Origin of the sequence: Streptosporangium vulgare (genome assembly GCF_042428775.1) — a bacterium.
GTDB classification, from domain to species: Bacteria; Actinomycetota; Actinomycetes; order Streptosporangiales; family Streptosporangiaceae; genus Streptosporangium; species Streptosporangium vulgare.
The window spans coordinates 300,767-327,433 of sequence record NZ_JBHMBS010000009.1 but is presented as its reverse complement, the minus strand read 5'-3'; the positions used below and the strand labels follow the sequence as shown (position 1 = coordinate 327,433).

At 70.9% G+C, this 26,667-nt stretch carries 26 protein-coding genes; 11 read left to right on the top strand and 15 right to left on the bottom strand.

Annotated elements, in window-relative coordinates:
* Positions 1-178: 178 nt before the first annotated feature.
* A complete protein-coding gene (locus ACFFRH_RS21220) occupies positions 179-1,066 on the bottom strand; it encodes a Gfo/Idh/MocA family protein (protein ID WP_386158904.1) in 888 nt (295 codons plus the stop codon).
* Positions 1,067-1,248: 182 nt separating this feature from the next.
* The gene (locus ACFFRH_RS21215; RefSeq protein WP_386158901.1) at positions 1,249-2,193 is read right to left on the bottom strand and encodes an NAD-dependent epimerase/dehydratase family protein; all 945 of its coding nucleotides are present in this window, start codon (positions 2,191-2,193) and stop codon (positions 1,249-1,251) included.
* A 131-nt stretch (positions 2,194-2,324) separates the two neighbouring features.
* On the opposite strand from ACFFRH_RS21215, the gene ACFFRH_RS21210 reads away from it, so the two are divergent.
* Positions 2,325-3,026: a TetR/AcrR family transcriptional regulator gene (locus ACFFRH_RS21210; RefSeq protein ID WP_386158898.1), complete on the top strand. Its 702-nt coding sequence runs from the start codon at positions 2,325-2,327 to the stop codon at positions 3,024-3,026.
* A gap of 303 nt (positions 3,027-3,329) precedes the next feature.
* Here ACFFRH_RS21210 and ACFFRH_RS21205 read toward each other — a convergent pair whose 3' ends face one another.
* Positions 3,330-3,548: a hypothetical protein gene (locus ACFFRH_RS21205; protein WP_386158896.1), complete on the bottom strand. Its 219-nt coding sequence runs from the start codon at positions 3,546-3,548 to the stop codon at positions 3,330-3,332.
* Positions 3,549-3,727: 179 nt separating this feature from the next.
* Between ACFFRH_RS21205 and ACFFRH_RS21200 the strand changes: the two genes are divergently transcribed.
* Positions 3,728-4,501, top strand: coding sequence for a restriction system modified-DNA reader domain-containing protein (locus ACFFRH_RS21200; RefSeq protein WP_386158893.1), 774 nt, complete (start codon positions 3,728-3,730; stop codon positions 4,499-4,501).
* Positions 4,502-4,681: 180 nt separating this feature from the next.
* On the opposite strand, the gene ACFFRH_RS21195 is transcribed toward ACFFRH_RS21200, so the two are convergent.
* The 5 genes from ACFFRH_RS21195 to leuA all read right to left on the bottom strand — a co-directional run bounded on the left by ACFFRH_RS21195 (position 4,682) and on the right by leuA (position 10,860).
* On the bottom strand, positions 4,682-5,233 hold the full coding sequence (locus ACFFRH_RS21195) for a hypothetical protein (RefSeq protein WP_386158891.1): 552 nt from the start codon (positions 5,231-5,233) through the stop codon (positions 4,682-4,684).
* A 187-nt stretch (positions 5,234-5,420) separates the two neighbouring features.
* Positions 5,421-6,704 (bottom strand): FAD-binding protein, encoded by a 1,284-nt coding sequence (locus ACFFRH_RS21190; RefSeq protein ID WP_344742655.1) that lies wholly within the window; start codon positions 6,702-6,704, stop codon positions 5,421-5,423.
* Positions 6,705-6,935: 231 nt separating this feature from the next.
* Positions 6,936-7,271, bottom strand: coding sequence for a TraR/DksA family transcriptional regulator (locus ACFFRH_RS21185; RefSeq protein ID WP_344742656.1), 336 nt, complete (start codon positions 7,269-7,271; stop codon positions 6,936-6,938).
* Positions 7,272-7,775: 504 nt separating this feature from the next.
* Positions 7,776-8,108 carry an SSI family serine proteinase inhibitor gene (locus ACFFRH_RS21180; protein WP_344742657.1) on the bottom strand — a complete coding sequence of 111 codons (333 nt, stop codon included), beginning with the start codon at positions 8,106-8,108 and terminating at the stop codon, positions 7,776-7,778.
* A gap of 1,039 nt (positions 8,109-9,147) precedes the next feature.
* Positions 9,148-10,860 (bottom strand): 2-isopropylmalate synthase, encoded by a 1,713-nt coding sequence (leuA, locus tag ACFFRH_RS21175; protein ID WP_344742658.1) that lies wholly within the window; start codon positions 10,858-10,860, stop codon positions 9,148-9,150.
* 285 nt (positions 10,861-11,145) lie between these two features.
* Here leuA and ACFFRH_RS21170 point away from each other — a divergent pair, with 285 nt between their 5' ends.
* The 3 genes from ACFFRH_RS21170 (at position 11,146) to ACFFRH_RS21160 (ending at position 13,331) form a co-directional block, all read left to right on the top strand.
* Positions 11,146-11,382, top strand: coding sequence for a hypothetical protein (locus ACFFRH_RS21170; RefSeq protein ID WP_344742659.1), 237 nt, complete (start codon positions 11,146-11,148; stop codon positions 11,380-11,382).
* A 14-nt stretch (positions 11,383-11,396) separates the two neighbouring features.
* Entirely contained in the window at positions 11,397-11,642 is a 246-nt protein-coding gene (locus tag ACFFRH_RS21165) for a DUF2630 family protein (protein ID WP_344742660.1), read from the top strand.
* 261 nt (positions 11,643-11,903) lie between these two features.
* Positions 11,904-13,331: a pyridoxal phosphate-dependent decarboxylase family protein gene (locus ACFFRH_RS21160; protein ID WP_344742661.1), complete on the top strand. Its 1,428-nt coding sequence runs from the start codon at positions 11,904-11,906 to the stop codon at positions 13,329-13,331.
* Positions 13,332-13,388: 57 nt separating this feature from the next.
* On the opposite strand, the gene ACFFRH_RS21155 is transcribed toward ACFFRH_RS21160, so the two are convergent.
* The 7 genes from ACFFRH_RS21155 to urtA all read right to left on the bottom strand — a co-directional run bounded on the left by ACFFRH_RS21155 (position 13,389) and on the right by urtA (position 21,210).
* On the bottom strand, positions 13,389-14,540 hold the full coding sequence (locus ACFFRH_RS21155; protein ID WP_344742662.1) for a hypothetical protein: 1,152 nt from the start codon (positions 14,538-14,540) through the stop codon (positions 13,389-13,391).
* The gene (locus ACFFRH_RS21150; protein ID WP_386158883.1) at positions 14,537-16,066 is read right to left on the bottom strand and encodes a transporter substrate-binding domain-containing protein; all 1,530 of its coding nucleotides are present in this window, start codon (positions 16,064-16,066) and stop codon (positions 14,537-14,539) included. Before ACFFRH_RS21150 ends, ACFFRH_RS21155 begins: the two co-directional genes overlap by 4 nt.
* 129 nt (positions 16,067-16,195) lie before the next feature.
* Complete coding sequence (gene urtE / locus ACFFRH_RS21145; RefSeq protein ID WP_344742665.1) at positions 16,196-16,885, bottom strand: urea ABC transporter ATP-binding subunit UrtE; 690 nt, start codon at positions 16,883-16,885, stop codon at positions 16,196-16,198.
* The gene (gene urtD / locus ACFFRH_RS21140) at positions 16,863-17,621 is read right to left on the bottom strand and encodes an urea ABC transporter ATP-binding protein UrtD (protein ID WP_386158879.1); all 759 of its coding nucleotides are present in this window, start codon (positions 17,619-17,621) and stop codon (positions 16,863-16,865) included. Before urtD ends, urtE begins: the two co-directional genes overlap by 23 nt.
* The gene (gene urtC / locus ACFFRH_RS21135; RefSeq protein WP_344742667.1) at positions 17,618-18,727 is read right to left on the bottom strand and encodes an urea ABC transporter permease subunit UrtC; all 1,110 of its coding nucleotides are present in this window, start codon (positions 18,725-18,727) and stop codon (positions 17,618-17,620) included. The genes urtD and urtC overlap by 4 nt, the downstream gene beginning before the upstream one ends.
* 262 nt (positions 18,728-18,989) lie before the next feature.
* Complete coding sequence (gene urtB / locus ACFFRH_RS21130; RefSeq protein ID WP_344742668.1) at positions 18,990-19,856, bottom strand: urea ABC transporter permease subunit UrtB; 867 nt, start codon at positions 19,854-19,856, stop codon at positions 18,990-18,992.
* Between the two features lie 118 nt (positions 19,857-19,974).
* Positions 19,975-21,210, bottom strand: coding sequence for an urea ABC transporter substrate-binding protein (gene urtA, locus ACFFRH_RS21125; protein WP_386158874.1), 1,236 nt, complete (start codon positions 21,208-21,210; stop codon positions 19,975-19,977).
* Positions 21,211-21,541: 331 nt separating this feature from the next.
* Between urtA and ACFFRH_RS21120 the strand changes: the two genes are divergently transcribed.
* The 6 genes from ACFFRH_RS21120 to ACFFRH_RS21095 all read left to right on the top strand — a co-directional run bounded on the left by ACFFRH_RS21120 (position 21,542) and on the right by ACFFRH_RS21095 (position 26,606).
* Positions 21,542-21,844 carry an urease subunit gamma gene (locus ACFFRH_RS21120; protein WP_329092030.1) on the top strand — a complete coding sequence of 101 codons (303 nt, stop codon included), beginning with the start codon at positions 21,542-21,544 and terminating at the stop codon, positions 21,842-21,844.
* Positions 21,845-22,072: 228 nt separating this feature from the next.
* Positions 22,073-22,399 (top strand): urease subunit beta, encoded by a 327-nt coding sequence (locus ACFFRH_RS21115; RefSeq protein ID WP_344742673.1) that lies wholly within the window; start codon positions 22,073-22,075, stop codon positions 22,397-22,399.
* Positions 22,389-24,104, top strand: coding sequence for an urease subunit alpha (locus ACFFRH_RS21110; RefSeq protein ID WP_386158869.1), 1,716 nt, complete (start codon positions 22,389-22,391; stop codon positions 24,102-24,104). The genes ACFFRH_RS21115 and ACFFRH_RS21110 overlap by 11 nt, the downstream gene beginning before the upstream one ends.
* A gap of 86 nt (positions 24,105-24,190) precedes the next feature.
* Entirely contained in the window at positions 24,191-25,057 is an 867-nt protein-coding gene (locus tag ACFFRH_RS21105; RefSeq protein ID WP_344742674.1) for an urease accessory protein UreF, read from the top strand.
* A gap of 27 nt (positions 25,058-25,084) precedes the next feature.
* Complete coding sequence (gene ureG / locus ACFFRH_RS21100) at positions 25,085-25,753, top strand: urease accessory protein UreG (protein ID WP_344742675.1); 669 nt, start codon at positions 25,085-25,087, stop codon at positions 25,751-25,753.
* 4 nt (positions 25,754-25,757) lie between these two features.
* The gene (locus ACFFRH_RS21095; protein ID WP_344742677.1) at positions 25,758-26,606 is read left to right on the top strand and encodes an urease accessory protein UreD; all 849 of its coding nucleotides are present in this window, start codon (positions 25,758-25,760) and stop codon (positions 26,604-26,606) included.
* Positions 26,607-26,667 lie beyond the last annotated feature (61 nt).

Below are 26,667 nucleotides of genomic sequence, written 5' to 3'. Positions count from 1 at the left end.
GGCGAGCCGTCCGTCCACGTCGTGCCACCAGGGCGCGCGACGCGGGCGGCCGGCTCGCGGGGGTGAGGGCGGCGGCGGCCATCGGCGTCGGCGGCTCTCCGCGGTGACGGTTGCCATCGGCGTCGGCGGCTCTCCGCGCGGGCGACCGGCTCGCGACGGCGGCTCGCGGCGCGGGCGGTCAGCTCGCGGCGGCGACGATGTCCTCGCAGATCGCGTGGGTGGCCAGGGCGTCGGCGGCGTCGAGGACGGTGCCGGAGCGGACCGCGTCGAGAAACTCCTGGCAGACCTGTTCGATGCCCCGCTGCCGGGAGACCGGGGTCCAGTCGCCTCGCCTGGTGAGGGTCTCGTCGCCGATGTGGTCGATCACATCGGCCAGGTTGACCACGCGGCGCTTGGCACCGCCTCCCATGACCTCCACGGTCTCCTCGGCCGAACCGCCCACCCTGTTCATGATCCCGAAGGCGGCGAAGCCGTCCCCGGACAGTTCCAGCGTCACGTGCTCCAGCAGCCCGTCCCTGACCCGGGTGCGGATGCCGGTGTGCTCGACCTCGCCGGGCACCAGGAACCTGAGGGTGTCCACGACGTGCACGAAGTCGTCGTAGACGACGGTCCGCGGGTCCGCGGGGTGGCGCGCGCGATGCTTCTGCATCACCACCAGGTCTCGGGGAAGATCGCGCAGCGCCGCGTAGGACGGCGCCCTGCGGCGGTTGAAGCCGACGAGCAGCGACCGTTCGCTCTCGCGTGCCAGCCGCACCAGGCGCTCGGACTCGGCGAGGGTGTAGGCGATCGGCTTGTCCAGGTAGACGTGGACGCCCGCGCGCAGCAGCGGCTCGACGACCTCCGCGTGCGCGGCCGTCGCGACGTGCACGAAAGCCGCCTCGACCCCGGCGCCGAGCACCTCGTCCACCGAGGAGAAACGCCGCTCGACCCGGTAGGCGTCGCCGAGACGGTCGAGCGTGGCGCGGTCTCGGGTGCACAGGTGCAGGTCGAGGCCGGGGGTGACGCCGAGGACCGGCAGGTACGCCTTCTCCGCGATGTCCCCGAGGCCGATGACAGCGATCTTCATGCTCAAAGCGTACGGCGTGCTCCCCGGCCCCCCTCCGGCGCACACGCCCCCGGCCCATTCCGGCGCACTCGCCCCCGATGCCGCTCCGGCGCGCACGCCCTCGGCCCCCTCCGGCGCGCGCGGTCCCGCTCACCGCGGCTGGTGCGGCCCCCACTCTCCCGCGCTCCCGCGTGAGGATCCTCCTACGCCGCCACGGCCAGGCGGTCGCGCCACCACGCGATCGTCGCGGCCAGCGCCTCGTCCATCGGGGTCGGCGCGACGCCGAGGGCGGCCCGGGACTCGCCGGAGTCGAGGACGAAGGGACGGACGAACTGGTAGCGCAGCTCCTCCAGCTCCCTGAGCATCGGCGAGAAGGCACCGGCGGCGCGCAGCAGCACGTGGGGCATGGCCTTCACCCCCGGGTCGCGGACTCCGGCGAGCGCGCACAGGCGCTCGGCGACCTCGCGCACCGTCATCGGCTCGTTCGTCGGGACGTGCCACGCGCGGCCCCAGGCGCGGTCGCCCTCGCCCGCCGCGACCAGGGTCCGCGCGACGTCGGGCACGTAGGTCCAGCTGTGCGGCTGGCCGGGGTCACCGGCGAAGCGGACGGTCTTGCCGGACAGGAGCGGAGGGACGAACCTCTGCCCGAGATGCGACTGGTCGAGGCAGCCGGGGCCGAAGTAGTCGGATCCGCGCACCTCCGTCACCCTGACCCGGCCCGCCTCGTGCGCGGCCAGGGCCTCCTGCCAGACCTTGACCCGGATCGCGCCCTTGACGCTGGGCGGGTCGAGCGGGTCGCTCTCCCGCATCGGCCGGTCGGGCGCCGCGTAGACGTAGAGGTTGCCGAGGATGACGTACCCCGCGCCGGTGCTCTCGGCGGCTCCCAGCATTGACGCGGCGAGCGGCGGCCAGTCGCGCGCCCACTCGTGGTAGCGCGGGTTGACGCAGTTGTAGAGGACGGCGGCGCCCCCGGTCAGGGCGGTCAGCTTCTCGCGGTCGCTCACGTCGGCGGCGACCCTGCGGATGCCCGGCAGGTCGGGGCCCGAGCCCGAGCGGCTGACGAGAACGACCTCGTGTCCCTGCCCGGCCAGCAGCCGGGCGACCTCGGAGCCGACCTGACCGGCTCCCGCGATGACGTGCTTGGTCATGATTCCTCTTCCCTAGTGGCGCCTCGTGGCGTCTTGCCCGTTCCGTTCTGAGAGCAATGCTCTCGCTAGAGAGCAGTGTTCGTCAAGAGCAGTGCTCTCTTTTCTTCTCAGTGCTCTGATATGGTCGCGGTATGAGTTCGAGCCTCACCGCACGCGAGAGGGTCAGAGCCGAGCTGACCCGCGAGATCACCGACGTCGCCCGGCGGCAGCTGGCCGTCGAGGGCGCGAGCGGCCTGTCCCTGCGCGCGGTCGCCCGCGAGATGGGCATGGCCTCCTCGGCGATCTACCGCTACTTCCCGTCCAGGGACGACCTGCTCACGGCCCTGATCATCGACAGCTACAACGCCGTCGGCGAGGCCGTGGAGAAGGCCGACGCGGCCGTCCCGCCCGAGGACCACGGGGGCCGGTGGATGGCGGTCTGCCACGCCGTACGAAACTGGGCGCTGGCCCACCCGCACGAGTACGCCCTGCTGTACGGCTCGCCCGTGCCCGGCTACCGGGCCCCGCAGGACACCGTCCCCGCCGCGCTCCGCGACACCGCCGTCTACGGCCGGATCGTCTCCGACGCCCACCGCGCCGGAGCGCTGAACCCGCCCGACACCGCCCCCCCGCCCGTCCCGCCGTCCTTCCACGAGGACGCCGCGCGGGTGCGCGAACTGATACCCGACGTCCCCGACGACGTGATCGTCCGCAGCCTGATCGTCTGGACCGGCCTGTTCGGGTGGCTCAACTTCGAGCTCTTCGGCCAGTTCACCAACGTGATCCTCGACCTCACGGCGGTCTTCGACCACGCCATGCGCTGCCAGGCCCACACCCTCGGGCTACCCGCCTGATACGTCACGACTTGGCCGCGATGGGTAACACCCGGATGCCTGGAGTGACAAACGAGGAGAAAGGCTCTCAGGTGAGTCGTCTCCTCGATGGACGAAAGGCACCCCTGACTTCATGGTGGAAAGTCCTATTCACGGCGAAGGCGTGACGGTCCGCACTCTCTTCGAGAGCAATTCCTTCGCGCTGGACTACTACCAGCGGGAGTACACCTGGACCCGCCACGAGGTCGGCACGCTGATCGACGACCTCGGCCGGCGCTTTCTCAGCCAGTGGAAACCGCTGCACGACCGCGAGGAGGTCGGCCACTACGCCCCGTACTTCCTGGGCCCTACGTCTACTTCAACGGCCACAACGGCATCGACAACCAGTTCACACTGCTGCTCTCCGTCGTCTCGCCCGAGGACTCCGACGAGGTGTTCACCCGCAAGTGCGCGATGGTCGCGTCGTTCCTCGACCTCGTCTACGTGCGCAGGTCCGTCAACAACCTCCCCGTGCAGCGCCGCGACCTCGACGAGATCGTCCACCGGCTCATCCCCCTCCTGCGGACGTGCCGGACCACCGACGACGTCGCCACGGTCCTCGGCCGGGAGACCTCCCTGCTCGAACACGACTTCCGCGAGCCGGCCTCCTTCGGGCTGCGGGCCAACAACCGCCGCCTGGTCCGCTACCTGCTCTCCCGGATGACCGCCCACGTCCAGCGCGAGTGCGAGGGGGAAACCACGAGTACGCGTTCCTGCGGGGAGGGCGCGAGTACGAGATCGAGCACATCTGGGCCAACCGCTTCGAGCGGCACAGGACCGAGGTCAAGACCACCGCGGAGTTCTACATCCGGCGCAACCGCCTCGGCGCCCTGCTGCTCCTGCCCAAGTCCGTCAACGCGAGCTTCCGCGACGACCCCTACGAACGGAAGATCGAGCACTACTACGCGGAGAACCGGCTCGCGGCCTCCCTGCACCCCAAGAGCCGCCTGCGCAACACCCCGTTCACCCACTACCTCAGGGACTCGGGCCTGGACAGGGCGTTCCAGCCCTGCCCCGAGTTCGGCGTACGGGAGATCGAACGGCGGCAGACCCTCTACCGGCTCCTCTGCGAGGAGATCTGGAACCCGGTCAGGCTCGGCTTCCGCCTGCCGTCGATCCCTCTCCCGGATCCCGCCCCCGAGCAGCCGGGGTCCCGCCGCCACTACGGCGTCGAGGTCGTCGACCTGATCAAGTACGGCCTGATAGCGCCGAACGCCAAGATCTTCCGTACGGTCAAGGGCGAGATGCACTTCGCCACGGTCGAGGAGGGCGGGACGATCAGGGTGGTGGCGACGGGCCAGGCGTACCACTCCCTGTCGGCCGCCGGGGCCGCGGTCGCCGGGACGAGGGCGTGCGCCGGGTGGGACGTCTGGCGCATCGAGCGCGACGGCGCCGCGCTGCCGCTGAAACGCCTGCGCGAGGAGGCCATCAGCCGCGGCCTGACGTCCAAGGTCTGACACCGGCCCCTTTCCCCGGCCCTTTCCGGACAACGCGCGGCACGCCTCCCCCCGGTTCTCACCGGTGGAGGAGACGTGCCGCGACCTCGCCGACGTGACCGAAGACCGCCCGGCACCGCCCACGCGGTGTTCCGCGGGCGTACGACGACCTCCGCGAACCGGGTGACCGGCCGGAGACCCCTACCGGGAGAACTTCTTGCGCACGGCTCCCCGGATGACCTCGCCCGGCCGCTGCTGCTCCCCGTGCAGTGAGGTGAGAACGACCAGCAGCCCGGTGACGGCCGGGACGACCCACTGCATGAGGCGCAGCTGCTGCTGTGTCTTGGCGACGTCGTCCGGGGTCTCCTTCTCCGGCTTCACCGCGGCTTCCACTGGCACGTCGCCCGCGTCCGCGAGCTTGGCGCCGAGCACCCCGGTGTAGCCGGTCGCGGCCAGCGCCGCGACGGTCAGCGCGGCCTTGACCGCGGTGTTCGCCGCCACCCCCCGCTGGTACGCCACCCGCTGCTTGTTGGCCGCCAGCAGGCCGGCGGAGCCGATGAGGAAGGCGCCGATGCCCACGGCGTTGACCGGCCTCCAGCGTCCCCACCCCACGTTCGCCACCCGCAGGCGCTCGTTCCTGTCGCTGACCACGGCGGTGGCGCCGTTGAGGCCGATCGCGCCCATCAACGACCCCCCGAACCAGGCGGCCAGCCCGACATCGTGCATCGCGCGCACGACCGTATTGCGTTCCATGCTTCTCCCCCTCGTCACCAGCGCTGGATTCACGATCTCTTACGGTAGATATCGCACCGTTACTAGCGTGATGGGAATTGACTACCCGGATCCGGTCGTACGATCCGCTTGTGAGCTGATGTCCGGATCAAGGTTGCGGCTGCGAACGGTCAGGAAGGCTGTGAACGCTCATGACGGCCGTGAACGATCAAGAAGGGGAATCGCCGGGGAAGAGGCGGGCGTCGAGGAACGGGTTGCGGAACTTGCCCGTGGGGTCGAGCTCGGCCGCCAGCCGCCGGAAGTCCGGGAGCCGGTCGTACAGGGAGTTCAGGCGCTCGGGACCCATGAGGAAGAGCTTTCCCCAGTGGGGACGGGCCTCGAAGGGCTCGAGCAGCTCCTCGACCACGGCGAGCACCCGGCTCACCGCGGGCCAGTCCTTCTTCCAGGTGAAGTGGACGGCGACGGCGTCCTCGCGGTAGGAGGTGCTCAGCCAGAGGTCGTCCGCCGCGACGGTACGGATCTCCGAGATCTGCAGGACGGGGGCGATGACGTCCCTGGCCGTGTCCAGCGCGCGGAGCGCGGCGAGGGCGTGGCGGCGCGGCAGCAGATACTCCGACTGGAGCTCCTCCCCGCTGCTCGGGGTGAAGTCCAGGCGAAAGTGCGGCAGCCGGTCGTACCAGGGGCCGGGCACGCCCATCTGCGCGGTGCAGTTGACGGCGGAGATCCCCGGCAGCGGGTGCCGGTCGGCCGTGGCCGCGGTGGCGTCCAGCCAGATCGGCGCCGGCTCCCACGGGCCGGGGTCGCCGTCGCGGCGCTTCACCCACACCTGGTCGATCCCGGAGCCGGTCCAGCCGGTGAACAGGCCCACGCTGTACGCGGCCGAGAGTATCTCCTCGAAGTGCTCCTCCATCCGCGCCCACGGCAGGTTCTCGTAGACGTACTGCCGCACCTCGAAGGCCGGGACGACGTCGAGGACGACCCTGGTGACGATGCCCAGCGCGCCGAGGGCGACGACCGCCCCGGCGAAGCGGTCGCCGTCCTTCTCGCGGCTGAGGACGGTGATCTCACCGTCCGCGGTGACCAGTTCGAGGCCGGAGACGGCGGTGGCCAGGTTGCCGTTGGAGACGCCGGAACCGTGCGTGGCCGTGGCGCAGGCACCGGCGACCGAGATGTGCGGCAGGGAGCCGAGGTTGGGCAGCGCGTGACCCCGGTCGTACAGCCACCGGCTCAGCTCGCCGTAGCGCACCCCGCCACCCACCGTGACCGTGCCCCGCGCCGGGTCGAGCTCGAAGTCGGCGGGCAGGCCCTCCAGCGAGACGAGGTCGCCGCCGGGACGGTCGGCGATCTCGTTGAAGGAGTGGCGGGTGCCGAGGGCCCGGACGGCGCCGCTGCCGGCGACCAGTTCCTGGAGCTCCTCGATACCGCCGGGACGGTGGAACCGGGCGGCTTCATAGGTGATGTTGCCCGCCCAGTTCTGCGGTTCTCTGGTCACGATGTGCCCTCTCTACGCCTCACGTCAGGCCGTACGAGGCGGATGCGCGCCACACGCGGGTGATCGTGTGGGACACGGGCTCACTCGGGTGACCGTGAGGGGCACGGGTCGCGGCCGGGCGGTCGTGGTCGTGCGGGACAGGGCTCATGGCCGGTGATCGTCCGAGGCGCGACGGCGGGCATCGCCGCCCCCAGGGTAGTTCAGGAACATCGCCACATTCGCCGCGGGTCGCTACCGCGCGCGCCCGGCGCACTCGATACAGGTCCGGGCGATCGGGCGTGCCTTGAGGCGGTTCAGGGCGATGGGCCGCCCGCAGTCGTCGCACACGCCGTAGGTGCCCTGCCGGAGTCGCTCGGCCATCTCGTCGAGGTCGGTGAGGTGGTCGCGCGCCCTGTCGAGCAGGGCTTGGAGGTGGGCCCGCTCGAAGGCGATCGTCGCGCCCTCCGGGTCGTGCTCGTCGTCGTTGGCCACCAGCGCCGACGATTCGGCGAGGTCGTCCCAGTCGCGCGTCAGCGCGGTGATCTGGATCACCGTCCTCTCGCGGTCCGCGATCAGAAGATCCCGCATGGCCGCTCGTTGAGCAGAAGACAGCACGGTTCCCGAAGGCTGCTTGCCCATCGCCGTCTCACCCCGTCCTACCGCGGATCCACTCCTGGCCGTGGGCGTCGCCGGCTTGTGGCACGAGGCCGCCGACCTGGAACTTCATTCCAGCTTACGGCTCGCGGGGGTGAGCGGCCCTCGCTCGGGTTCCGCCCGGGGACCGTCCGGGGACCGTCCGGGGACCGTCCGGGGCCGAAACGGCTCGTACGGCGGTGAGAACGTCCCCACCGCCGTACGAGCTCCTTTCGTGGAAGCCGGCGACCGTCCACCGGTGACCGGGCCGGTGACCGGTGGACGGTCGCCGTTCGGCAGCGGGCCCGCTCGACCCCCTGGCCCTCGCGGGCCTCTTTTGGTCCCTATCGTCCCTATCGTCCCTGTGGTCTCCGTGGTGCCGCTCTGTGAGCCGTCACATGTCCCGGACATCGATCGGGTCCGGGACATGGGTTCCGGGCGTGGTCCACGGAACGGGCCCTAGAAGGAGAAGATCGCCCCGGTCGCGGCACGCAGCTCGCACTGGTTGCTGAAGGTCTGCCGGTACCGGATGTAACGGCCGTTCCAGGTGCCGGTCGCGGACACCGTGACGGGGTCGTAGTAGCGCGGGCAGGCCATGAACGGCAGCCTGACGTAAGCGGGGTTGCCCCGCGCCCGGCTCAGCAGCTCACACGCCTCCGGCCCGCGAGGGTGCGTGCCGTACACCGGCGTGCATGCCAGCCGGGCGGTCCGTGTCCTGCCCTGCTTCTCGATCGTCAGTGTGAGGTGCTTGGCGAACGGGCCTCCGATCGACGGACCCCACGGCGGGGTCACGATGGGCGGGCGGGGCGGCAACGGCGGCGGAATCGGGATCGGCCGAGGCGGAATCGGCTGCCCCCACGGCGGGCGGGGCGGAATCGGCGGCGGAATCGGGATCGGCCGGGGTGGAATCGGCTGTCCCCACGGCGGCAGGGGCGGCAGCGGAGGAGTCGGGTTCGGACGGGGCGGCAGCGGCGGGGGCGGCGTCGGCAGGCCCCACGGCGGCAGGGGCTCAGGAGGCTCCGGGTTCGGGCGGGGCGGCGGGGGAAGGGGTATCGGAACCGGCCTGGGCGGCCACGGGGGCGGATCGACGGTCGATTGGAACGCGGACGGGTCGGGTTCGTAGCGCGGTGGCCGCGCGTCCGCGGCGGCGGTACCGCTGAGGATGACGAGCCCGGCGGTGGCCAGGCCGAGGATACATCGCATGAATTCCCCCGATAAAAACGAATTTCGCGAATAACCGAATATGTCGCTTTCAGTCAGTTCGGAGGGAGTGATTAACGCCCTGAGCTGCAAAGAGGCTATGTCGGCGATGTTGGGATGCCTCACAGCGACTCGCCATGGAATGCCATGAATTTGTCAGTCGGAAGAGCCGCCGGACAGCCCGTCCGGCGAGGGGTCCGCGAGCATTCCTGTCGCGCCGATCCGTCCATTTAAAGCTGGTTTCGTGGTGATTCTCGTGACCGAGACACCGATGAATGCGGCGCCCATGACCGCGGTATCCATGACCGCCCTGCGGCTGGGGGGTACGGCCCTCACCGCGCGGTCACGCGCGTCCCGTGCCGCGAGACGGGCGGAAACGACTCGACCGCGCCCGGGCGGTTCTCGCGGTGGGCGCGGTCGAGTCGGCGACGTCGGTGCCTTGTGGGCGGCTGTCGAACCTCGTACGGCAGGTCGTGCCTACGAGGTGGGGCTGTGCGGGAAGGGGCGGTGCGGGAGGAAGTGGCGCGGGCGAGCACGAGACGCGACCGGTTCCCGTGCCGCTCGGAGAGACGCGGGCGGCACGGGTAGTGCGGGCAGTGCGGGCAGTGCGAGCCTGTGGAAGGGCCCGCCTCTAGCGGCCGGCGCGGTTGACCGCGGAGATGACGGCCTTGAGCGAGGCGGTGGTGGTGTTGGAGTCGATGCCGACACCCCACAGGGTCCGGCCGTCGATCTCGCACTCGATGTAGGAGGCGGCCTTGGCGTCGGTCCCCGCGCTCATGGCGTGCTCGGCGTAGTCGAGGACGCGTACCTGGACGCCGACCCGGGACAGGGCGTCGCAGAAGGCGGAGATGGGACCGTTGCCGACTCCCTCGACCTCGCGGATCTCACCGTCGAGGCGCAGGTCGGCGCTGATGGCGTCCTTCCCGTCACCCCTGGAGGTGGTCCGGTGGGCCAGCAGGCCCAGGCGGCCCCACGGGCTGGCCGGGTTGGGCAGGTATTCGTCGGTGAAGACCTCCCACATCTGGGTGGCGTTCACCTCGCCGCCGATGGTGTCGGTGTGGGTCTGGACGGCGCGGGAGAACTCGATCTGCAGGCGCCGCGGCAGGTCCAGGTGGTGGTCGGCCTTCATGATGTAGGCGACCCCGCCCTTGCCGGACTGGCTGTTGACCCGGATGACCGCCTCGTACGTACGGCCGATGTCCTTGGGGTCGATCGGCAGGTACGGGACCGCCCAGGCGAACTCCTCGACCGGGACGCCCGCGGCGGCCGCGTCGCGCTCCAGGTGCTCGAAGCCCTTCTTGATGGCGTCCTGGTGGGAGCCGGAGAAGGCGGTGTAGACGAGCTCGCCGCCCCACGGGTGGCGCGGGTGGACGGGCAGCTGGTTGCAGTATTCGGTGACCCGGCGGATCTCGTCGATGTCGGAGATGTCGACTTCCGGGTCGACGCCCTGCGAGAACAGGTTCATGCCCAGCGTGACCAGGCAGACGTTGCCGGTGCGCTCGCCGTTGCCGAACAGGCAGCCCTCGATCCGGTCGGCCCCGGCCATGTAACCCAGCTCGGCGGCGGCGACGGCGGTGCCGCGGTCGTTGTGGGGGTGCAGGGACAGCACGATCGAGTCGCGGTAGGCCAGGTTGCGGTGCATCCACTCGATCTGGTCGGCGTAGATGTTGGGCGTGGCCATCTCGACGGTGGCGGGCAGGTTGAGAATGACCTTGCGGTCGGGGGTGGGCTGCCAGACGTCGTTGACGGCGTCGCAGACCTCCACCGCGTACTCCAGCTCGGTGCCGGTGAAGGACTCCGGGGAGTACTGGAAGTAGATCTCCGTGTCGTCCATCTCGGCGGCCAGCTTCTTGCAGAGCTTGGCGCCCTCGACCGCGATCGCGGTGATGCCCTCGCGGTCCTGGCCGAAGACGACCCGGCGCTGGAGGGTGGAGGTGGAGTTGTACAGGTGGATGATCGCCTGCTTGGCCCCGCGCACCGACTCGAAGGTCCGCTCGATCAGCTCGGCCCTGGACTGGGTCAGGACCTGGATCACCACGTCGTCGGGGATCAGGTCCTCTTCGATGATCTGCCGTACGAAGTCGAAGTCGGTCTGGGAGGCGGCGGGAAAGCCCACCTCGATCTCCTTGTAGCCCATCTTCACCAGCAGCTCGAACATCTGGAGCTTGCGGTGGGCGTCCATGGGGTCGATCAGTGCCTGGTTGCCGTCACGCAGGTCGACGGCGCACCACCGGGGAGCCCGGTCGATGACCTTGCCGGGCCAGGTGCGGTCGGTCAGCTGGATCGGTGCGAAGGACTCATAGCGCTTGAACGGCATGGGACTGGGCTGCTGCTGCGGATACATGCAAGGCTCCTCGACTGGGAAAACAATCGTGGCCGACGCGCATGGCTCGCTCCGCGACGAGGGAGCCGGCCTCTACAGGCCCTCGTCGCGGCAGCTAAGAAGCAGGCCGCGCAGCATGCCTAGCACGTTAGCAGACGTCTCAGGATGCCCGGGCCTCGGTCTCACATGGCGGGACTCGAAGATCTTCCGCGTCTCGCCCGAGGAAGGGCCGCGACCTGGCACATCCCGGCGCGAGGGCTCACGGCCCTTCTTCGGGAACGTGGGGGAACCCCGGGCGTTCGCCCCGTGCCCCTCCCCGCGCCTCCTGCGGACCCCGCGGACCTCATCGAGGCGACCAATCGTCCCCGGGACAAGACCGCACTCGCGGCGATCATGGCGACCGCCTGGCCGAACGTGCCGTCCGTGGTCTTCCACGGCGGCAGCGTGCCCCCCGGCCGCCGGCGTGACCGGGACGTCACCCTGGTCGACGGCCGTACCCGGTGCGGTGACCTGCTGATCGGATACAGTCCAGAAAAACTCTGACAGGGGGAACGGACATGAGGGACGGCGACATCCTCGCCCACATCACCGAGCTGATCACCGAGGAGCGGGAGCTCCGGGCGAAGCTGGGCTCGCACTCGATCTCCTCGCACGAGGAGAACAACCGGATCAAGCAGCTGGAGGAGGCTCTCGACCAGGCGTGGGACCTGCTCAGGCAGCGCCGGGCGCGCCGCGAGTTCGGTGAGGACCCCGACTCGGCGGCCCCCCGCCCGATCGACGAGGTCGAAGACTACCGTCAGTGACCGCCCCTCCCGGAATCCCCTTCCGGGAGGTCATCGGCCGCCTCCCGGGCTGACCGCGCCACTTCCGCCCGCCCGAGCACTCGCCCCGGCCACCACTTCCGCCCGCCTTGGCCGCCCCACGGCGCCACCCCACGGCGCTCACCCACCGCGCCCGCCCTCGCCGCCCGGGAGCCGGATCGGGCGCGCGTCCGCCCGGCGGATCGACATCCGGGGGCGGGATACGGGGTGGCGAGCCGCGGCCGAACGTGCCCATCCTTGGGGATGAGTGATCCTCTGCACGAGCGTGACCAGACCGCGGCCGCACTGGAAGAGGTGGCCAGGGCCGCCGGCCCCTATCTCGGCTCGCTCGGCGACCGTCCCGTCCACGACCACGGGGCCGACGGGCTCATCGACCTTCTCGACCATCCGCTCCCCGAGCGGGGCGAGGGCACCCTCGACACCGTACGGCGGCTGCTGCGCGCCGGCACCGGCGCGGCGACGCACTCCTCGGGACCGCGTTTCTTCCACTTCGTCGTCGGCGGCTCGACCCCGGCGGCCCAGGCCGGCGACTGGGTGACCTCGCTCCTCGACCAGGCGGGCGGCCTCTGGCTGACCTCGCCGTTCGCCACCCGGGCGGAGACCGTCGCGCTGCGCTGGCTGAAGGACCTGTTCGGGCTGCCGGAGTCCTACGGCGGGGTGCTGACCCCGAGCGCCACGTTCGCCAACCTCACGGGCCTGGCGTGCGCCCGGCAGTGGTGGGGCGAGCGGCACGGGGCCGACGTGGCCGCGGACGGGCTCGCGGGGCTGCCGCCGATGCCCGTGCTCGCCGGGGGCTACCTCCACCCGAGCAGCCGCAAGGCGCTGCAGATACTCGGCTGCGGCCGCGACGGCGCGCGGATCCTCGCCGCGGACGAGACCGGACGGGTCGATCTGGCGGCCATGGACCGGGCGCTCGACGAGATCGACGGCCCCGCGGTGATCATCGGGAACGCCGGAGAGGTGAACACCGGCGACTTCGACCCCATCGGCGAGCTGGCCGACCTCGCCGAGCGGCACGGTGCCTGGCTGCACGTGGACGGGGCCTTCGGGCTGTTCGCGGCTGCCTCTCCGCGACTGTCGCACCTGGTCGAGGGGGTGGAGCGGGCGCACTCGGTGATCTCTGACGGGCACAAGTGGCTGAACGTGCCCTACGAGAGCGGGTTCGCGTTCGTCCGCGAGCCGGAGCTCATGGCCAGGTCGTTCGGCGCGTGGGGCGCCGCGTACCTGCCGCCCGGCGACGACCCGCACGTCAACTACAACGTCCTGGGCCCCGAGTCCTCCCGGCGGGCGCGGGCGCTGCCCGTCTGGGCGACCCTGCGGGCGTACGGCAGGCAGGGTTACCGGGAGATGGTCGAGCGTCACCACGACCTGGCCCTGCGGCTCGGCGCGATCGTCGAGGAGGCCCCCGACCTGGAACTGCTGGCTCCGGTACGACTGTGCGTGGTCTGCTTCCGCTACCGCCCGCCCGGCGTTCCCCCGGAGGAGCTGGACGCGCTGAACGCGTGGCTCGGCGCGGAACTGCTCGCCGACGGCCGTGTCTACGCCGGAACCACGACCTACCGGGGGGTGACCGCGTTGCGACCGGCCATGCTGAACTGGCGTACCACCGAGGCCGACGTCGACCTGCTCGCCTCGGTCGTCCGGGAGATCATCGACCGCCGCGCGTCCTGACCGGCCCCCGGCTCCCACAGGGCGGGGCCGGTGAGCTGGTGGGCCGGTGGGCCGGTGTCAGCGCGGGCCCTCGGCCACACTCGGAGACTCGGCCACGCCCGGAGATTTTGCCGGGCTCGGAGATTTTGCCGGGCTCGGAACCTCGGCGGTCCCCGGCGGCCTGGAAGGGCTCGGGGACGGCCCGGGAGACGGTGAGGCCGGGCCGGCCTCCTCGGCCGGGCGGCCCTCGCAGCGCGAGTCGGCCGGAGTCCGCTGCGAGACCGGGGCGAGCCAGGAGATCACGCTGTGCTCGACGTACCAGCCGTGCAGGTTCACCCACGTCCTGGGCACCTCACCGGGGTCGGGGCAGAGCACCTTCGACTGCAGCCGGTCGTTCTGGATGAACTCCACGGCACCGTCACGCTTGAGGACGGTCGTCATCTGGTCGTCGCTGGCGACCATGTAGCCCACGACCACCTCCGCGGGCCTGTCCCCGGCCGGTCTCTCCAGGGTGATCTGCATGGCGATCAGCGGGAGGATCGGCGCCCTCATCACCACCACGCCCACCAGGAACGGCATGAACACCGCCATCCCGATCGCGATGCCGTGGGTCAGCACCCGGGCCGGCGCCTCGGGCACCGGGCCGGTCAGCAGCGCCGCGAACACCGGGGGAAGCGTCAGGAGGATCGCGGTCGCCACGTCCCGCGCGGCGAACGCCGAGACGATGGCCGGCCACAGCAGCACGTACGACAGCACGGCGGCGATCACCGGAAGCGCGTAGCAGAACGTGGTCCGCAGCTCCTCGTGGTCCGGGAACCGTTCGCGCACGGTCAGCCCGAGCAGGGCCAGCGACAGCATCGCCAGCGTCGGCAGGAAGCGCAGCTGCCAGGTGCACACGCCCATCGCGACGGCGAGGACCACCACCCAGCCGGGCAGCCGCTGGGCGCTGTGCACCAGCCACGAGGAGCGGCCCGTGCTGATCCAGTGAAGGGTGCCGAGGAGCCTGCCGCCGACCACGACGACGGGCAGCACCCACACCGTGGTCAGCAGGACCGCGCTCAACATGCCCAGCGGGCTGATGGTCTGCACGAGCAGGAGCAGCGTCTGGGTGTCCTGCTTGCTGGCGTACCACAGCCGCATCACCAGCAGGACGATCGGGAACACCGGCAGCAGCGTGAGGAACCACTCCTGGTTCCTCGGCGCGTCCCTCACCCGCGCGTTGGGCTTCAAGGCGCGGAGGGACAATCCTGCACGGGGAGGGTCCGCTCCCACGGCCAGCGGCGTACGTCAGGAGGGAGCGCGCACGGCTGCCGCGCCTGCGCCACGTCCACCCCCGGGTTGGCCGCCAGCAACGGCCGGATGTGCTTCTCGTACGCCTCCTCCCACCTCTTGTTGTCCGGGTCGGCGTAGGAGCGGTAGAGGGCGAGGTCGACCAGGGTGCGCAGCGCGCCGTTGGAACCGGCGTTGACCGCCCACATCTCCGTCTTCTCCAGCGCGATGTCGTGGTGGCGCAGCTTCCTCTCCGGCTGCGCGACGAACCCGGCCAGCAGGGCCGCGTCGGTGGTCACCGCGTCGGCCGCCCTGTTGGCCGCGGCGCCGTCCGCGAGGCGGTCGACGCACTTGCTGATCAGGAGCTCGGCGATGGGATCGACCTTGATCGCCTTCTTCAGCTCGGCGAGGGAGGTCGAGGTGCCGAGCGAGCAGACCCTCTTGCCTTCGAGCTGCCCCAGGGAGGCGACGTTGTCGTCGGGGTAGTCGGCCCTGGTCACCACCGACTGCTCGGTGTAGAGGTAGGGGGTGGAGAAGCCGACGGAGGGATCGGCCTTGCGCTCGGGCGTCACGCTGAAGGTCGCCACCACGAGGTCGACCTTGACGAACGTGCCGTCCGTGTCGCGGGCCTGCATGCGCGCCCTGTCCTCGGTCTCGATGGAGAGGAAGTCGACCTGGTCGGGCCGGAAGCCCAGATCCGCCGCGATCATGTAGGCGATGTCGATGTCGAAGCCGGTGAAACCGGTCTCCCCCGGCTTCCGCAGGGCGATGCCCGGGGTGTCCTCCTTCACGCCGATCAGGAGCCTGTCCTTGTTGAGGAGCCCCGCCTTCTCCCGTAGCTCGGCCTCGGTGGGTGGCCCGCTCACCCACGCGATGGACACCCCGACCACGACCGCGGCGAGGACCAGCGCGATCCAGGCGGCGAGCCGGAAGCGGCGGAACCCGCGGCGGCGGGGCGGGCCGGACGGCCCGGGCGGTCCGATCGGCCCGGGGTAGGCGCCCTCGGCGTCCGCGCCCTCGGACCTCGGGTCGCGGTCGTACCGGTCGTCGTCCCACCGGTCACGGTCGTACCGGTCGTCGGACCGCCGGTCGCGGTCGTACCGGTCGTCGTCCCAGCGGTCACGCTCGTACGGTTCGCGGGGCGGCCGCCCGCGTCCGTGCCGGTCGTCGTCCCACCGGTCGCGGTCGTACCGGTCGCGGTCGTAGCGCTCGCCGGACCTCCGGTGGGGCGCGTCATCAGGTCGACGGTCGCGCTCGCCCGCGGGCGTCCCGCCGGTCTCCTCATGGGAGGGGCCGGTCTCCTCACGGGAGGGGCCGGTCTCGCCGCGGGAAGACCGGGCCCGCCTCTCGGGAGCCTCGGAGGACCCGGGAGCCTCGGAGGACTCGGAGAACTTGAAAGGTTCGGAAGACTTGAAAGGTTCGGGAGAGTCAGGAGAGGAGGAGACCCCCTCCGACCGCTTTTCCCCGTCCGCAGGTTCCTTCGCCATGACACCCCCGGACTCCGCTTTTCTGGGCAGGCTATGCCGTCATCACCCACAGCGGGAGCCTCTTCATCAAGAAGTGATCGAACGCGGCCTTCTTGATATGAAAAGTCTGTTTCACGGCTTTATGGGTCATCAGACGGCGAGAAGACGGTGAATTCCCTCCCCGCGCAGTTCCTCGGCCGCCCCCGAGTGGACGACGTGCCCGGCGTCGAGAATGAGGAAGCGGTCGGCGAGACGGAGCGCCAGGTCCAGATACTGCTCGACCAGCAGGAGCGACAGGCCCGTGGCGTGCAGCCGCTCGATCGCCTCCTCGATCTCGATGATGATCGACGGCTGGATGCCCTCGGTGGGCTCGTCGAGGATGAGCAGCTTGGGACGGGTGACCAGGGCGCGGGCGATGGCGAGCTGCTGTTGCTGCCCTCCGGACAGGAATCCGGCGCGCCGCTTGAGCAGCGGCTTCAGCCGCGGGAAGGTCTCCAGGGCCTCCTCCAGCGCCTCCTGCGGCCCCTTGGCGGCCTCCAGCGTGACCTGGAGGTTGCCGAGCACGCTGAGCTGGGGGAACGTCTCGTGCCCCTGCGGGACGTACGCCATGCCGAGCTTGACCCGCTCGTGAGGCGGCAGGCGCGTCACGTCGCGCCCCTCGAAGGTGACCGACCCCGCGGTGGCGGGAAGCACGCCCATCACGGTGTTGAGCAGGGTGGTCTTGCCCACCCCGTTGCGGCCCATCACGCACATCAGCTGCCCGGGCTCCACCTCCAGCGAGACCCCGAACAGCACCCGGGCCCTGCCGTACCCGGCGTCAAGTTCCTGTACCGACAGCATCGCTGCGCTTCCTTCCGAGATAGACCTCCTGCACGCGCGGGTCGTCGCGGACCTGGTCGACCGACCCCTCGATCAGCACCTTGCCCTCGTGCAGGACGGTGACCTGCGAGGCGTACCTGCGCAGGAACTCCATGTCATGTTCGATCACGATCACCGTGTGGTCGTTCGCCACGGACGTCAGCAGCTCGCCGGTGCGCTCCCGCTCGTCCTTGGACATTCCGGCCACCGGCTCGTCGAGCAGGAGCAGCTTGGGGCTCTGGGTGAGCAGCATGCCGATCTCCAGCCACTGCCGCTGCCCGTGGGAGAGCACCCCCGCGGGCCGGTCGGCCAGCTCCTTCAGGCCGGTGGTCTCCAGGGCCTCGGCGACGGCGTCGGAGATGCCGCGCCTGCGCCGGGTCAGCGACCAGAGCGGGCGGCGGAAGGACGCCGCCAGGTCGAGGTTCTCCAGGACGCTGAGCTCCTCGAAGACCACCGACGTCTGGAAGGTCCGCCCGACGCCGAGTCGTACGATCCTGTGCTCGCGCAGGCCGGCCAGGCTGCGCCCGTCGAAGACGACCTCGCCGGTGGTCGGCCGGGTGAGGCCGGTGATGACGTCGATGAGCGTGGTCTTCCCGGCCCCGTTGGGGCCGATCAGGAAGCGCAGCTCCCCCTTCTCGACCGTCAGGTCGATGCCGTCGATGGCGCGGAAGCCGTCGAAGACCACCGACAGCCCGCGTACCTCGATCATCGGGCTCATCCGACCTCCTCCATGACTCTCGTACCGGGAGCGTCCGCGGGCGGCGGCGGTTCGGGGTCCGTACGGCGCCTCGACCTGCGCGCCCAGGCGTCGCGCGCCGACGCCGCCACGCCGAGGATCCCCTTGGGGGCCAGGGTCATGACGAGGATGAACAGCGCGCCCTGCAGGTAGAGCCAGCCGTCGGCGAACTGCTCGCTGAAGGACGTCTTGGCGTACCCCATCACGACCGCGCCGAGGATCGCCCCGGCCAGTGCGAACCTGCCGCCCACCGCGACCGCGACGACGAGTTCGAGGGAGGGCACCACGCCCAGCAGCGCGGGCGAGATGATGCCGACCACGGGCACGAACAGGGCCCCCGCGAGCCCGGCCATGCCCGCGGAGAGCGCGAAGGTGACGGTCTTGACCCTCGCCGGGTCGTAGCCGAGGAACCTGACGCGGTCCTCGCCGTCCCTGATGGCGACGAGCAGCCGCCCGAAGCGGCTGTTGACCAGCTGGCGGGCACCGAGATAGAGCAGCCCGGTGACGATCGCGACCGCGAAGTACAGTCCGCGCTGGGTCGAGTCGGCCGCCAGGTCCTGGCCGAACAGGTCGTAGAAGTTGGTGAGGCCGTTGGTGCCACCGGTCAGGCCCTGCTGGCCGACGAGCAGGATGACGAACGCGGCGGCGAGCGCCTGGGTGAGGATCGCGAAGTACGCGCCGCGCACCCGCTGCCTGAACACCAGCAGGCCCAGCACCGTGGCGATCAGCATCGGCCCGACGACGACCATGGCGAGCGCGAACACCGGGTTGGCGAACGGTTTCCACAGGGTGGGCAGCTGCTCGACCCCGCTCCACACCATGAAGTCGGGCAGGTCGCCCTGGGCGTCCACCAGTTTCAGGTGCATCGCCATCGCGTAGCCGCCGAGCCCGAAGAACACGCCCTGGCCCAGGACGAGCATGCCGCCCTGCCCCCAGGCCAGGCCGATGCCCAGGGCGATGATCGCGAAGCAGAGATACTTGGCCAGCAGGCCGAGGCGGAAGGGCTCCAGCAACAGCGGTGCGACCACCAGGGCCAGCACGGCCACCGCCGCGAAGACCCCGGGCCCCCTGAGGCGTGCGAGGTTCATCGGAATTCCGGGGCGAAGTCCTCCGGCTTCAGCCAAAGGTAGGAGGCCCCTCCCTCCCTTCCGGTATGGTCGCTCGCAGGTTTGCGACAACCAAGCAGACCTTGAGTCGCAGAATTCTCGCCGCCGGGCTGGTGGAGAGGTGAAACGCCTGCGGAGCTGATGTAAGACACGGCACTCGTTCTGGGTGTCTGCGGTCGGCTGTGAAACAGGAACTCCAACCTGTGAAGGCTGGAATCCCTCGGCTTCAGCCGTGGGGAGAATGTCAAGTCAAAGCCCTCGATCGGAGTACGAACAGGCCCTGCGGCCGGAACTGGAGGAAGGCGATGATCGCGGCGAACACGATGACCTTCGCGAGGCTCGCGTCGCTCCAGAACTCGGCGTACGAGTTGAGCAGGCCGAGTCCCGCGGCGGCGATGACGGCGCCGCGCAGCTGGCCGAGCCCTCCGGCGACGACCACGAGGAAGGCGTCGACGATGTAGTAGGTGCCGAGGGCGGGTCCGACGGGGCCGATGAGGGTGAGGGCCACCCCGGCGACCCCGGCCAGGCCCGAGCCGATGAAGAAGGTGCGCTGGTCCACGTGGGCGGTGTTGATGCCGCTCACCGCGGCGAGCTGCCGGTTCTGCATCACCGCCTGCATCCGGCGGCCCTGGCCGGTGCGGTTCATGTAGGCCCAGATGCCGACGACGGTCACGACGGCGAGGGCGAAGATGAACAGCCGGTTGTACGGCAGGGACGCGATGCCGCCCTGCAGCCAGGTGGGCGCCTGGACCTGCACGTTGGGCGCCCCGAACAGGTCGCGGGCGAGCTGCTGCAGCACGAGGCTGACGCCCCAGGTGAGCAGCAGGGTGTCGAGCGGGCGGCCGTAGAAGTGCCGGATCGCGGTCCGTTCCAGGATGAGTCCCATCAGCCCTGCGACCAGGAAGGCGACGGGCAGGGCGACGATCACGGCCATCCGGCCGGTGAGGTCCTGGAGCAGGTAGGCGGTGTACGCCCCCGCCATGATGAACTCGCCGTGGGCCATGTTGATCACGCCCATCTGGCCGAACGTGAACGTCAGGCCGAGGGCGATGAGAAGCAGTACGGCGCCGATGGACAGGCCGATCGGGAGCTGGTTGAGAAACGCCTCCACCGAAGGTCCCCTTCCTACGAGTGTTTGGCTCCGGAGCGGGCCGTGCCGCATTGTGGGTGCGCCACGGTGCTGCCCGTGATCTGGTCACGGCCCGGTCCGGAGCCGGTCTGAGAGGGGATCAGCCGTTGGCCAGGCCGCTCGCCCAGGGGTAGCCCTTGAGGTAGGGGTCGGGCTTGATCGGCTCGCCGGAGTTCCAGACCTCCTTGATGAGGCCGTCGGGCTGGATCACGCCGATCCTGGCCGTCTTGTACATGTGCTGGTTCTCGCCGTCGATGGTGACCAGGCCCTCGGGACGCTCCAGGGCGATGCCCCCGGCGGCCTTCCGCACGGCCTCGACCTCGACGGACCCGGCCTTCTTCACGGCCTCGGCCCAGAGGTAGACGGCGTTGTACCCGGCCTCCATCGGGTCGGAGGTCACCTTGTCGGCGCCGTACTTGGCCTTGAACGCGGCGACGAACTTCTCGTTGGCCGGGTTCTCGGTGGTCTGGTAGTAGTTCCAGGCGACGGGGTGTCCGGCGATGTTGTCGACGCCGATGCCCTTGACCTCCTCCTCGGCGACGCTCACCGACAGGACGGGCATCTGCTCGGCGGTGACCCCGGCGCTGTTGAGCTGCTTGAAGAAGGCGACGTTGCTGTCACCGTTGAGGGTGTTGAAGACGGCGTCCGGCTTGGCCTGGACGACCTTGTTGGTCAGCGTGCTGTACTCGGTGTGGCCGAGCGGGGTGTACTCCTCGCCGAGGATCTCCATTCCGTTCGCCGCCGCGTACGCCTTGATGATCTTGTTGGCGGTGCGCGGGAAGACGTAGTCGCTGCCGACCAGGAAGATCTTCTTCTTGCCCTGTTCCTTGAGGTAGTCGAGGCCGGGGATGATCTGCTGGTTGGTGGTCGCGCCGGTGTAGAAGATGTACGGCGAGCTCTCCAGGCCCTCGTACTGGACCGGGTACCACAGCAGGGCCTTGCTCCGCTCGAACACCGGCAGCATCGCCTTGCGGCTGGCGGAGGTCCATCCGCCGAAGGTGGTGGCGACCTTGTCCTGACGGATGAGCTTGGTGGCCTTCTCCGCGAAGGTGGGCCAGTCGGACGCGCCGTCCTCCACCACGGGGATCAGCTTCTTGCCGAGCACGCCTCCGGCGGCGTTGATCTCCTCGATGGCGAGCAGCTCCGAGTCCCTGACGGTGACCTCGCTGATGGCCATGGTGCCGCTGAGCGAGTGCAGGATGCCGACCTTGATGCCGTCCTCACCGCCGCCGGCGGAGGCCGCGCTCGTGCCGGAAGGGGCTTCGCCTCCGCAGGCGGCCAGCGCCGTGGCCAGCGCCGCGACGACGAACCCGGAGCGCCATGCTGTGTTCCTCAATGACTTTCCTCCTTGCCGGTACGGCCCCCGCACCGATCTATCTGCCGTCAAGGTGACTGAGTGAGGTTTCCCGCCTAGTTCGCATTTGTTAATTGCGGTTTACCGGGATTTCACCGTCGTGACAGGACGTGGCGGCGCGAACACCGCACCGCTTTTTATCCTGATAAATCACCAAATTTCGTGATATCTGTCTCGGGATGTGTCGGCATACCCGCAGGAAAGAGCGCGCCGACAAGCACTTTTCCCCCGTTCGCACCACTCGCGGCACCTGGAAACCGGCACGACATCGACGTGCAACATCATGGAAACCGCCGGTTCCTATGGTCCGGGAATGCGGCTCACACCACACGAGCAGGAACGCCTGCTCATCCACGTCGCCGCCGGTGTCGCCCGCGACCGCAGGTCACGGGGCCTCCGGCTCAACCACCCCGAGGCCACCGCGATCATCGCGTCCTTCCTCATGGAGGGCGCCAGGGACGGGCGCACCGTCGCCGAGCTGATGGACGCGGGCCGCAAGGTGCTGTCCCGCGACGACGTCATGGACGGGGTGCCGGAGATGCTGTCGTCGGTCCAGATCGAGGCCACCTTCCCCGACGGCACCAAGCTCGTCACCGTCCACCACCCCATCCCGTGAGCCCCGGCCGACCCCGTGAGAACCAGCCGCCCCGCGCCCGCCGGGCGATCCCGTGAAGACCGATCACCCCGCGCGCACCCGGCGGTCCCGCGAGAACCGGCCGCCCTCACGCCGGACCACCCCGCGAGGACCAGCCATCCGTACGCCCGGCGATCCCGCGAGAACGAGCCTCCCGCGCACGCGGGCGTTCCGCGCCACCCCGCCGCACCCCAGGAACGGTGAACGCCGATGACACCCGGTGAGATCCTGTACGGCGACGCGCCCATCCCGCTCAACCCGGGCCGCGAGCGCGTCACCGTCCGCGTCGTCAACACCGCCGACCGCCCGATCCAGGTCGGCTCGCACTACCACTTCGCCGCGTGCAACCCCGGCCTGGAGTTCGACCGCCAGGCGGCCTGGGGCACCCGGCTCGACGTCCCGGCCGGCACGGCGGTGCGCTTCGAGCCCGGCGTGGAGCGCGACGTGACCCTCGTGCCGATCGGCGGGCTGCGGATCGTCCCAGGACTTCGCCCGGAGTGGGCCGGACCTCTCGACGGGAGCACCAGTGTTCGTTGAACGATCCCGCTACGCCGCCCTCTACGGCCCCACCACCGGCGACCGGATCAGGCTCGCTGACACCGACCTGCTCGTCGAGGTCACCGAGGACCTGTCGATGGGCCCGGCGGGGGCGGGCGACGAGGCCGTCTTCGGCGGCGGCAAGGTCATCAGGGAGTCGATGGGCCAGGCCAGGACCACCAGGGCCGAGGGCTCTCCCGACCTGGTGATCACCGGCGCGGTGATCCTCGACCACTGGGGCGTGGTCAAGGCCGACATCGGGATCAGGGAAGGCCGCATCGTCGCGATCGGCAAGGCCGGGAACCCCGACACCATGGACGGCGTCCACCCCGACCTGGTCATCGGCCCCTCGACCGAGATCCTCGCGGGCAACGGGAAGATCCTGACCGCCGGGGCGATCGACTCCCACGTCCACCTGATCTGCCCGCAGATCCTCGACGAGGCCCTCGCCGCCGGGGTGACCACCATCGTGGGCGGCGGCACCGGGCCCGCCGAGGGCACCAAGGCCACCACCGTCACCGGCACCTGGTATCTCGCCCGGATGCTGGAGTCGCTCGACTCCTACCCGATCAACGTCGCGCTGCTCGGCAAGGGCAACACGGTCAGCAGCGAGGGCCTGCTCGAACAGCTCCGCGCCGGGGCCTCGGGGTTCAAGCTGCACGAGGACTGGGGCACCACGCCCGCCGCCATCGACGCCTGCCTCTCGGTCGCCGACGCCACCGGCACCCAGGTCACGATCCACACCGACACCCTCAACGAGGCCGGGTTCGTGGAGTCGACGCTGGCGGCGATCGGCGACCGGATGATCCACGCTTACCACACCGAGGGGGCGGGGGGCGGGCACGCGCCGGACATCATCCGGGTCGCCTCCTACGGCAACATCCTGCCGTCCTCGACCAACCCGACCCGCCCGCACACCGTCAACACGCTCGACGAGCACCTCGACATGCTGATGGTCTGCCACCACCTCAACCCGTCCATCCCCGAGGACCTGGCGTTCGCCGAGTCCCGGATCCGGCCGTCCACGATGGCGGCCGAGGACATCCTGCACGACATGGGCGCGATCTCGATGATCGGCTCGGACTCCCAGGCGATGGGCCGGGTGGGCGAGACGATCATCCGTACCTGGCAGACCGCGCACGTGATGAAGCGCCGCCGGGGCGCGCTTCCCGGCGACGGCCCGGCCGACAACCTCCGCGCCCGGCGCTACGTCGCCAAGTACACGATCTGCCCGGCCGTCGCCCACGGCCTGGACGGCGAGGTCGGCTCGGTGGAGACCGGCAAGCTGGCCGACCTGGTCCTGTGGGACCCGGCCTTCTTCGGCATCAAGCCGGACCTGGTGGTCAAGGGCGGTGTCATCGCGTACGCCCAGATGGGCGACGCCAACGCCTCCATCCCGACCCCGCAGCCGGTCATGCCGCGCCCGATGTTCGGCGCCGCGCCGGTCACCGCCGCCGCCACGTCGGTCCACTTCGTCGCCCCCCTCGCGATCGAGGACGGCCTCGCCGACCGCCTCGCCGTGCGCAGGCGCCTGCTGCCGGTGGCCGACGTCCGGCGCAGGGGCAAGGAGAGCATGCCGCTCAACGACGCCATGCCCAGGATCGACGTCCACCCCGACACCTTCGCCGTCAGCGTCGACGGCGAGGTCGTCGAACCCGCCCCCGCCGAGACCCTGCCCATGACCCAGCGCTACTTCCTGTTCTGACCGGCTCCCGATCGACCGTCACACCGTCCCGTCCAGCCGGTCCCGTGCGGCCGGTCCCGTCCAGCCGAAAGGAGACCCGGTAGCGCATGAACGCCGCGTTGCTGCTCCTGGCCGACTCCCGGCTGCCCGCCGGGGGTCACGGCCACTCCGGGGGCGCCGAGGAGGCGGTCAGGATCGGCGCGATCCACGACCTCGCCGGCCTCGCCGCCTTCCTGCGGGGCCGCCTGGCCACCGCGGGCCTGGTGACGGCCGCCCTCGCCGCCGCGGCCTGCGAGCTCGGCGCGGCCCACCTCTCCGCGAGCCTCCCGCCCCCGGCGGACGGCCCACCGGCGGAGGTTCCCGCGCGGGCGAACGGTGCCGCCCCCGCTCTCACTCCCGCGAACGGTCCCGCTCCCGCCGGCGCGAACGGCTCGTCCCCCCACCCGGAGACGGGCCGTTCCTGGTGGATACGGCTGGACGCGGAGGCCGACGCCAGGATCTCCTCGCCCGCCCAGCGGGAGGCGAGCCGCACGCAGGGCCGCCTGCTGCTGCGCACCTCACGGAGGATCTGGCCCTCCCCGGTGCTCGACACGCTGGCCGGGGCCGTCTCCCAGGGCGTCCACCACCCGCTCGGGCTCGGCGCGGTGGCGGCCGTGGCGGGGTGCTCCCCCGCCGAGGCCGCCCTCGCGGCGGCCTACACCTCCGTCACCGGACCCGCCACGGCGGCGGTACGGCTGCTGGGCCTCGACCCGGTCGCCGTCCACCGCCTGCTCGCCGACCTCGCCCCGGCCCTGGAAAGGGTCGCGGCCACCGTCCCCACCGGGGGGGCGCGGGGACCTCGGGAATCACGGGAGCCGTGGGAATCACGGCAGGCGTGGGAGTCGTGGGAGTCACTGCCCGCGCACGCCGCCCCCGCGCTCGACCTGCTCGCCGAACAGCACATCCGCGCAGATCTGAGGCTCTTCGTCTCCTGACGACCATCTGGAAGGACGGTGACCCCCATGGGCGCCAACCACGACGACCACCACCACGCCGCCGACCCTCACGGACGAGCACTGCGCCTGGGCATCGGAGGGCCCGTCGGCAGCGGCAAGACCGCGCTGACCGCGGCCCTGTGCCGGACGCTCGGCCCCTCGATGCGCCTGGGCGTGGTGACCAACGACATCTACACCACCGAGGACGCCGACTTCCTGCGCAGGGCGGGCGTGCTCGACCCGGAGCGGATCGCCGCCGTGCAGACCGGGTGCTGCCCGCACACCGCCATCCGCGACGACATCGCGGCCAACCTCGACGCGGTGGAGACCCTGGAGGAACGGTTCGGCCCGCTCGACCTGGTGATCGTGGAGAGCGGCGGGGACAACCTCACCGCGACCTTCAGCAGGGGACTGGCCGACCGGCAGATCTTCGTGCTGGACGTGTCGGGCGGCGACAAGGTCCCGCGCAAGGGCGGCCCCGGCGTGACGACGGCCGACCTGCTCGTGGTCAACAAGACCGACCTCGCCCCGATGGTCGGCGCGGACCTCACGGTCATGTCGCGCGACGCGGCGGCCGTACGGGAGGGCAAGCCCGTGCTGTTCACCTCGATCAGGGAGGATCCGAGCGCGCACGCGGTCTCCGAATGGGTCACCGGCCTGGTCGAGTCCTGGGCCCACGAGCACTCCAACGCCTGATCCCATGCCCGTCACCGACTCGGCCCCGGCCCCCGCCCCCGCGCCCCTCCACGACGACGCCCCCGCGCCCGCCCGGTCCGTACGGCCGGAACCGGGACCGGCCGGGCGGCGGTCGATGAGGGCGCGGGCGGCGATCGTCACCCGCATGGACTCCGGCGGCCGGACCGTCCTCGCCACGATGCGTTCGGGCCCGCCGCTCACGGTGCGGGCGACCGCGCCGGGCCGGGTGCACCTGGTGTCCACCGCGGCGGGCCCGCTGGGCGGCGACGACCTCGCCCTCGACATCGAGGTGGCGCCCGGCACCGCGCTGGAGGTGCGGTCGGTCGCGAGCACGCTGGTGCTGCCCGGCCTCACCGGGGCCGAGTCGGTGATGACGATCACCGCCAGGGTCGGCGCGGGCGCCTCGCTGCGGTTCGCGCCGGAACCGACGGTGCTCGCGGCGGGCTGCCTGCACCGCATGGTCGTCCGGCTGGACCTGGCCGAGGACGCGCGGGTGCTCTGGCGCGAGGAGATCGTCTTCGGCCGGTACGGCGAGCGGCCGGGCCGCTGTCACTCGCGCTTCGACGCCGTTCTCGGCGGGGTACCGCTGCTCCGCCAGGAGTTCGTGGTGGGCGACCCGGAGATCGACGGCAGCCCCGCCGTCTACGGTGACGCCCGCTGCGTGGGCAGCACCCTGGTCACCGGACGGGCGCCGGAGACGGTGGTCGGGGACGGCTGGGCGGTCCTTCCGCTGGCCGGCCCCGGCACCTTGGTCTCCGCACTCGGCCGGGACGCCGTCGAGCTGCGGCGACGGCTCCGGCACGGTGAGGAGGCGACCGGCCTTGAGACGGCGGGGCCGGGCCTTCCGTCGTAGAAACACGTCCGGCCCCTCGTCGTATGACCACCCTTGAGAGGGCGGGGCCGGACCCCCGGTC

What these genes read in the sequence shown, in the direction of transcription:
- ureG (WP_344742675.1), top strand. Translation starts at nt 25,085, where the DNA reads ATGGGCGCCAACCACGACGACCACCACCACGCCGCCGACCCTCACGGA.
- ACFFRH_RS21105 (WP_344742674.1), top strand. Translation starts at nt 24,191, where the DNA reads ATGAACGCCGCGTTGCTGCTCCTGGCCGACTCCCGGCTGCCCGCCGGG.
- urtC (WP_344742667.1), bottom strand. Translation starts at nt 18,727, where the DNA reads ATGAACCTCGCACGCCTCAGGGGGCCCGGGGTCTTCGCGGCGGTGGCC.
- ACFFRH_RS21165 (WP_344742660.1), top strand. Translation starts at nt 11,397, where the DNA reads ATGAGGGACGGCGACATCCTCGCCCACATCACCGAGCTGATCACCGAG.
- leuA (WP_344742658.1), bottom strand. Translation starts at nt 10,860, where the DNA reads ATGTATCCGCAGCAGCAGCCCAGTCCCATGCCGTTCAAGCGCTATGAG.
- ACFFRH_RS21115 (WP_344742673.1), top strand. Translation starts at nt 22,073, where the DNA reads ATGACACCCGGTGAGATCCTGTACGGCGACGCGCCCATCCCGCTCAAC.
- ACFFRH_RS21095 (WP_344742677.1), top strand. Translation starts at nt 25,758, where the DNA reads ATGCCCGTCACCGACTCGGCCCCGGCCCCCGCCCCCGCGCCCCTCCAC.
- urtE (WP_344742665.1), bottom strand. Translation starts at nt 16,885, where the DNA reads ATGCTGTCGGTACAGGAACTTGACGCCGGGTACGGCAGGGCCCGGGTG.
- ACFFRH_RS21185 (WP_344742656.1), bottom strand. Translation starts at nt 7,271, where the DNA reads ATGCGGGATCTTCTGATCGCGGACCGCGAGAGGACGGTGATCCAGATC.
- ACFFRH_RS21195 (WP_386158891.1), bottom strand. Translation starts at nt 5,233, where the DNA reads ATGGAACGCAATACGGTCGTGCGCGCGATGCACGATGTCGGGCTGGCC.
- ACFFRH_RS21210 (WP_386158898.1), top strand. Translation starts at nt 2,325, where the DNA reads ATGAGTTCGAGCCTCACCGCACGCGAGAGGGTCAGAGCCGAGCTGACC.
- ACFFRH_RS21220 (WP_386158904.1), bottom strand. Translation starts at nt 1,066, where the DNA reads ATGAAGATCGCTGTCATCGGCCTCGGGGACATCGCGGAGAAGGCGTAC.
- ACFFRH_RS21150 (WP_386158883.1), bottom strand. Translation starts at nt 16,066, where the DNA reads ATGGCGAAGGAACCTGCGGACGGGGAAAAGCGGTCGGAGGGGGTCTCC.
- urtD (WP_386158879.1), bottom strand. Translation starts at nt 17,621, where the DNA reads ATGAGCCCGATGATCGAGGTACGCGGGCTGTCGGTGGTCTTCGACGGC.
- ACFFRH_RS21160 (WP_344742661.1), top strand. Translation starts at nt 11,904, where the DNA reads ATGAGTGATCCTCTGCACGAGCGTGACCAGACCGCGGCCGCACTGGAA.
- ACFFRH_RS21120 (WP_329092030.1), top strand. Translation starts at nt 21,542, where the DNA reads ATGCGGCTCACACCACACGAGCAGGAACGCCTGCTCATCCACGTCGCC.
- ACFFRH_RS21215 (WP_386158901.1), bottom strand. Translation starts at nt 2,193, where the DNA reads ATGACCAAGCACGTCATCGCGGGAGCCGGTCAGGTCGGCTCCGAGGTC.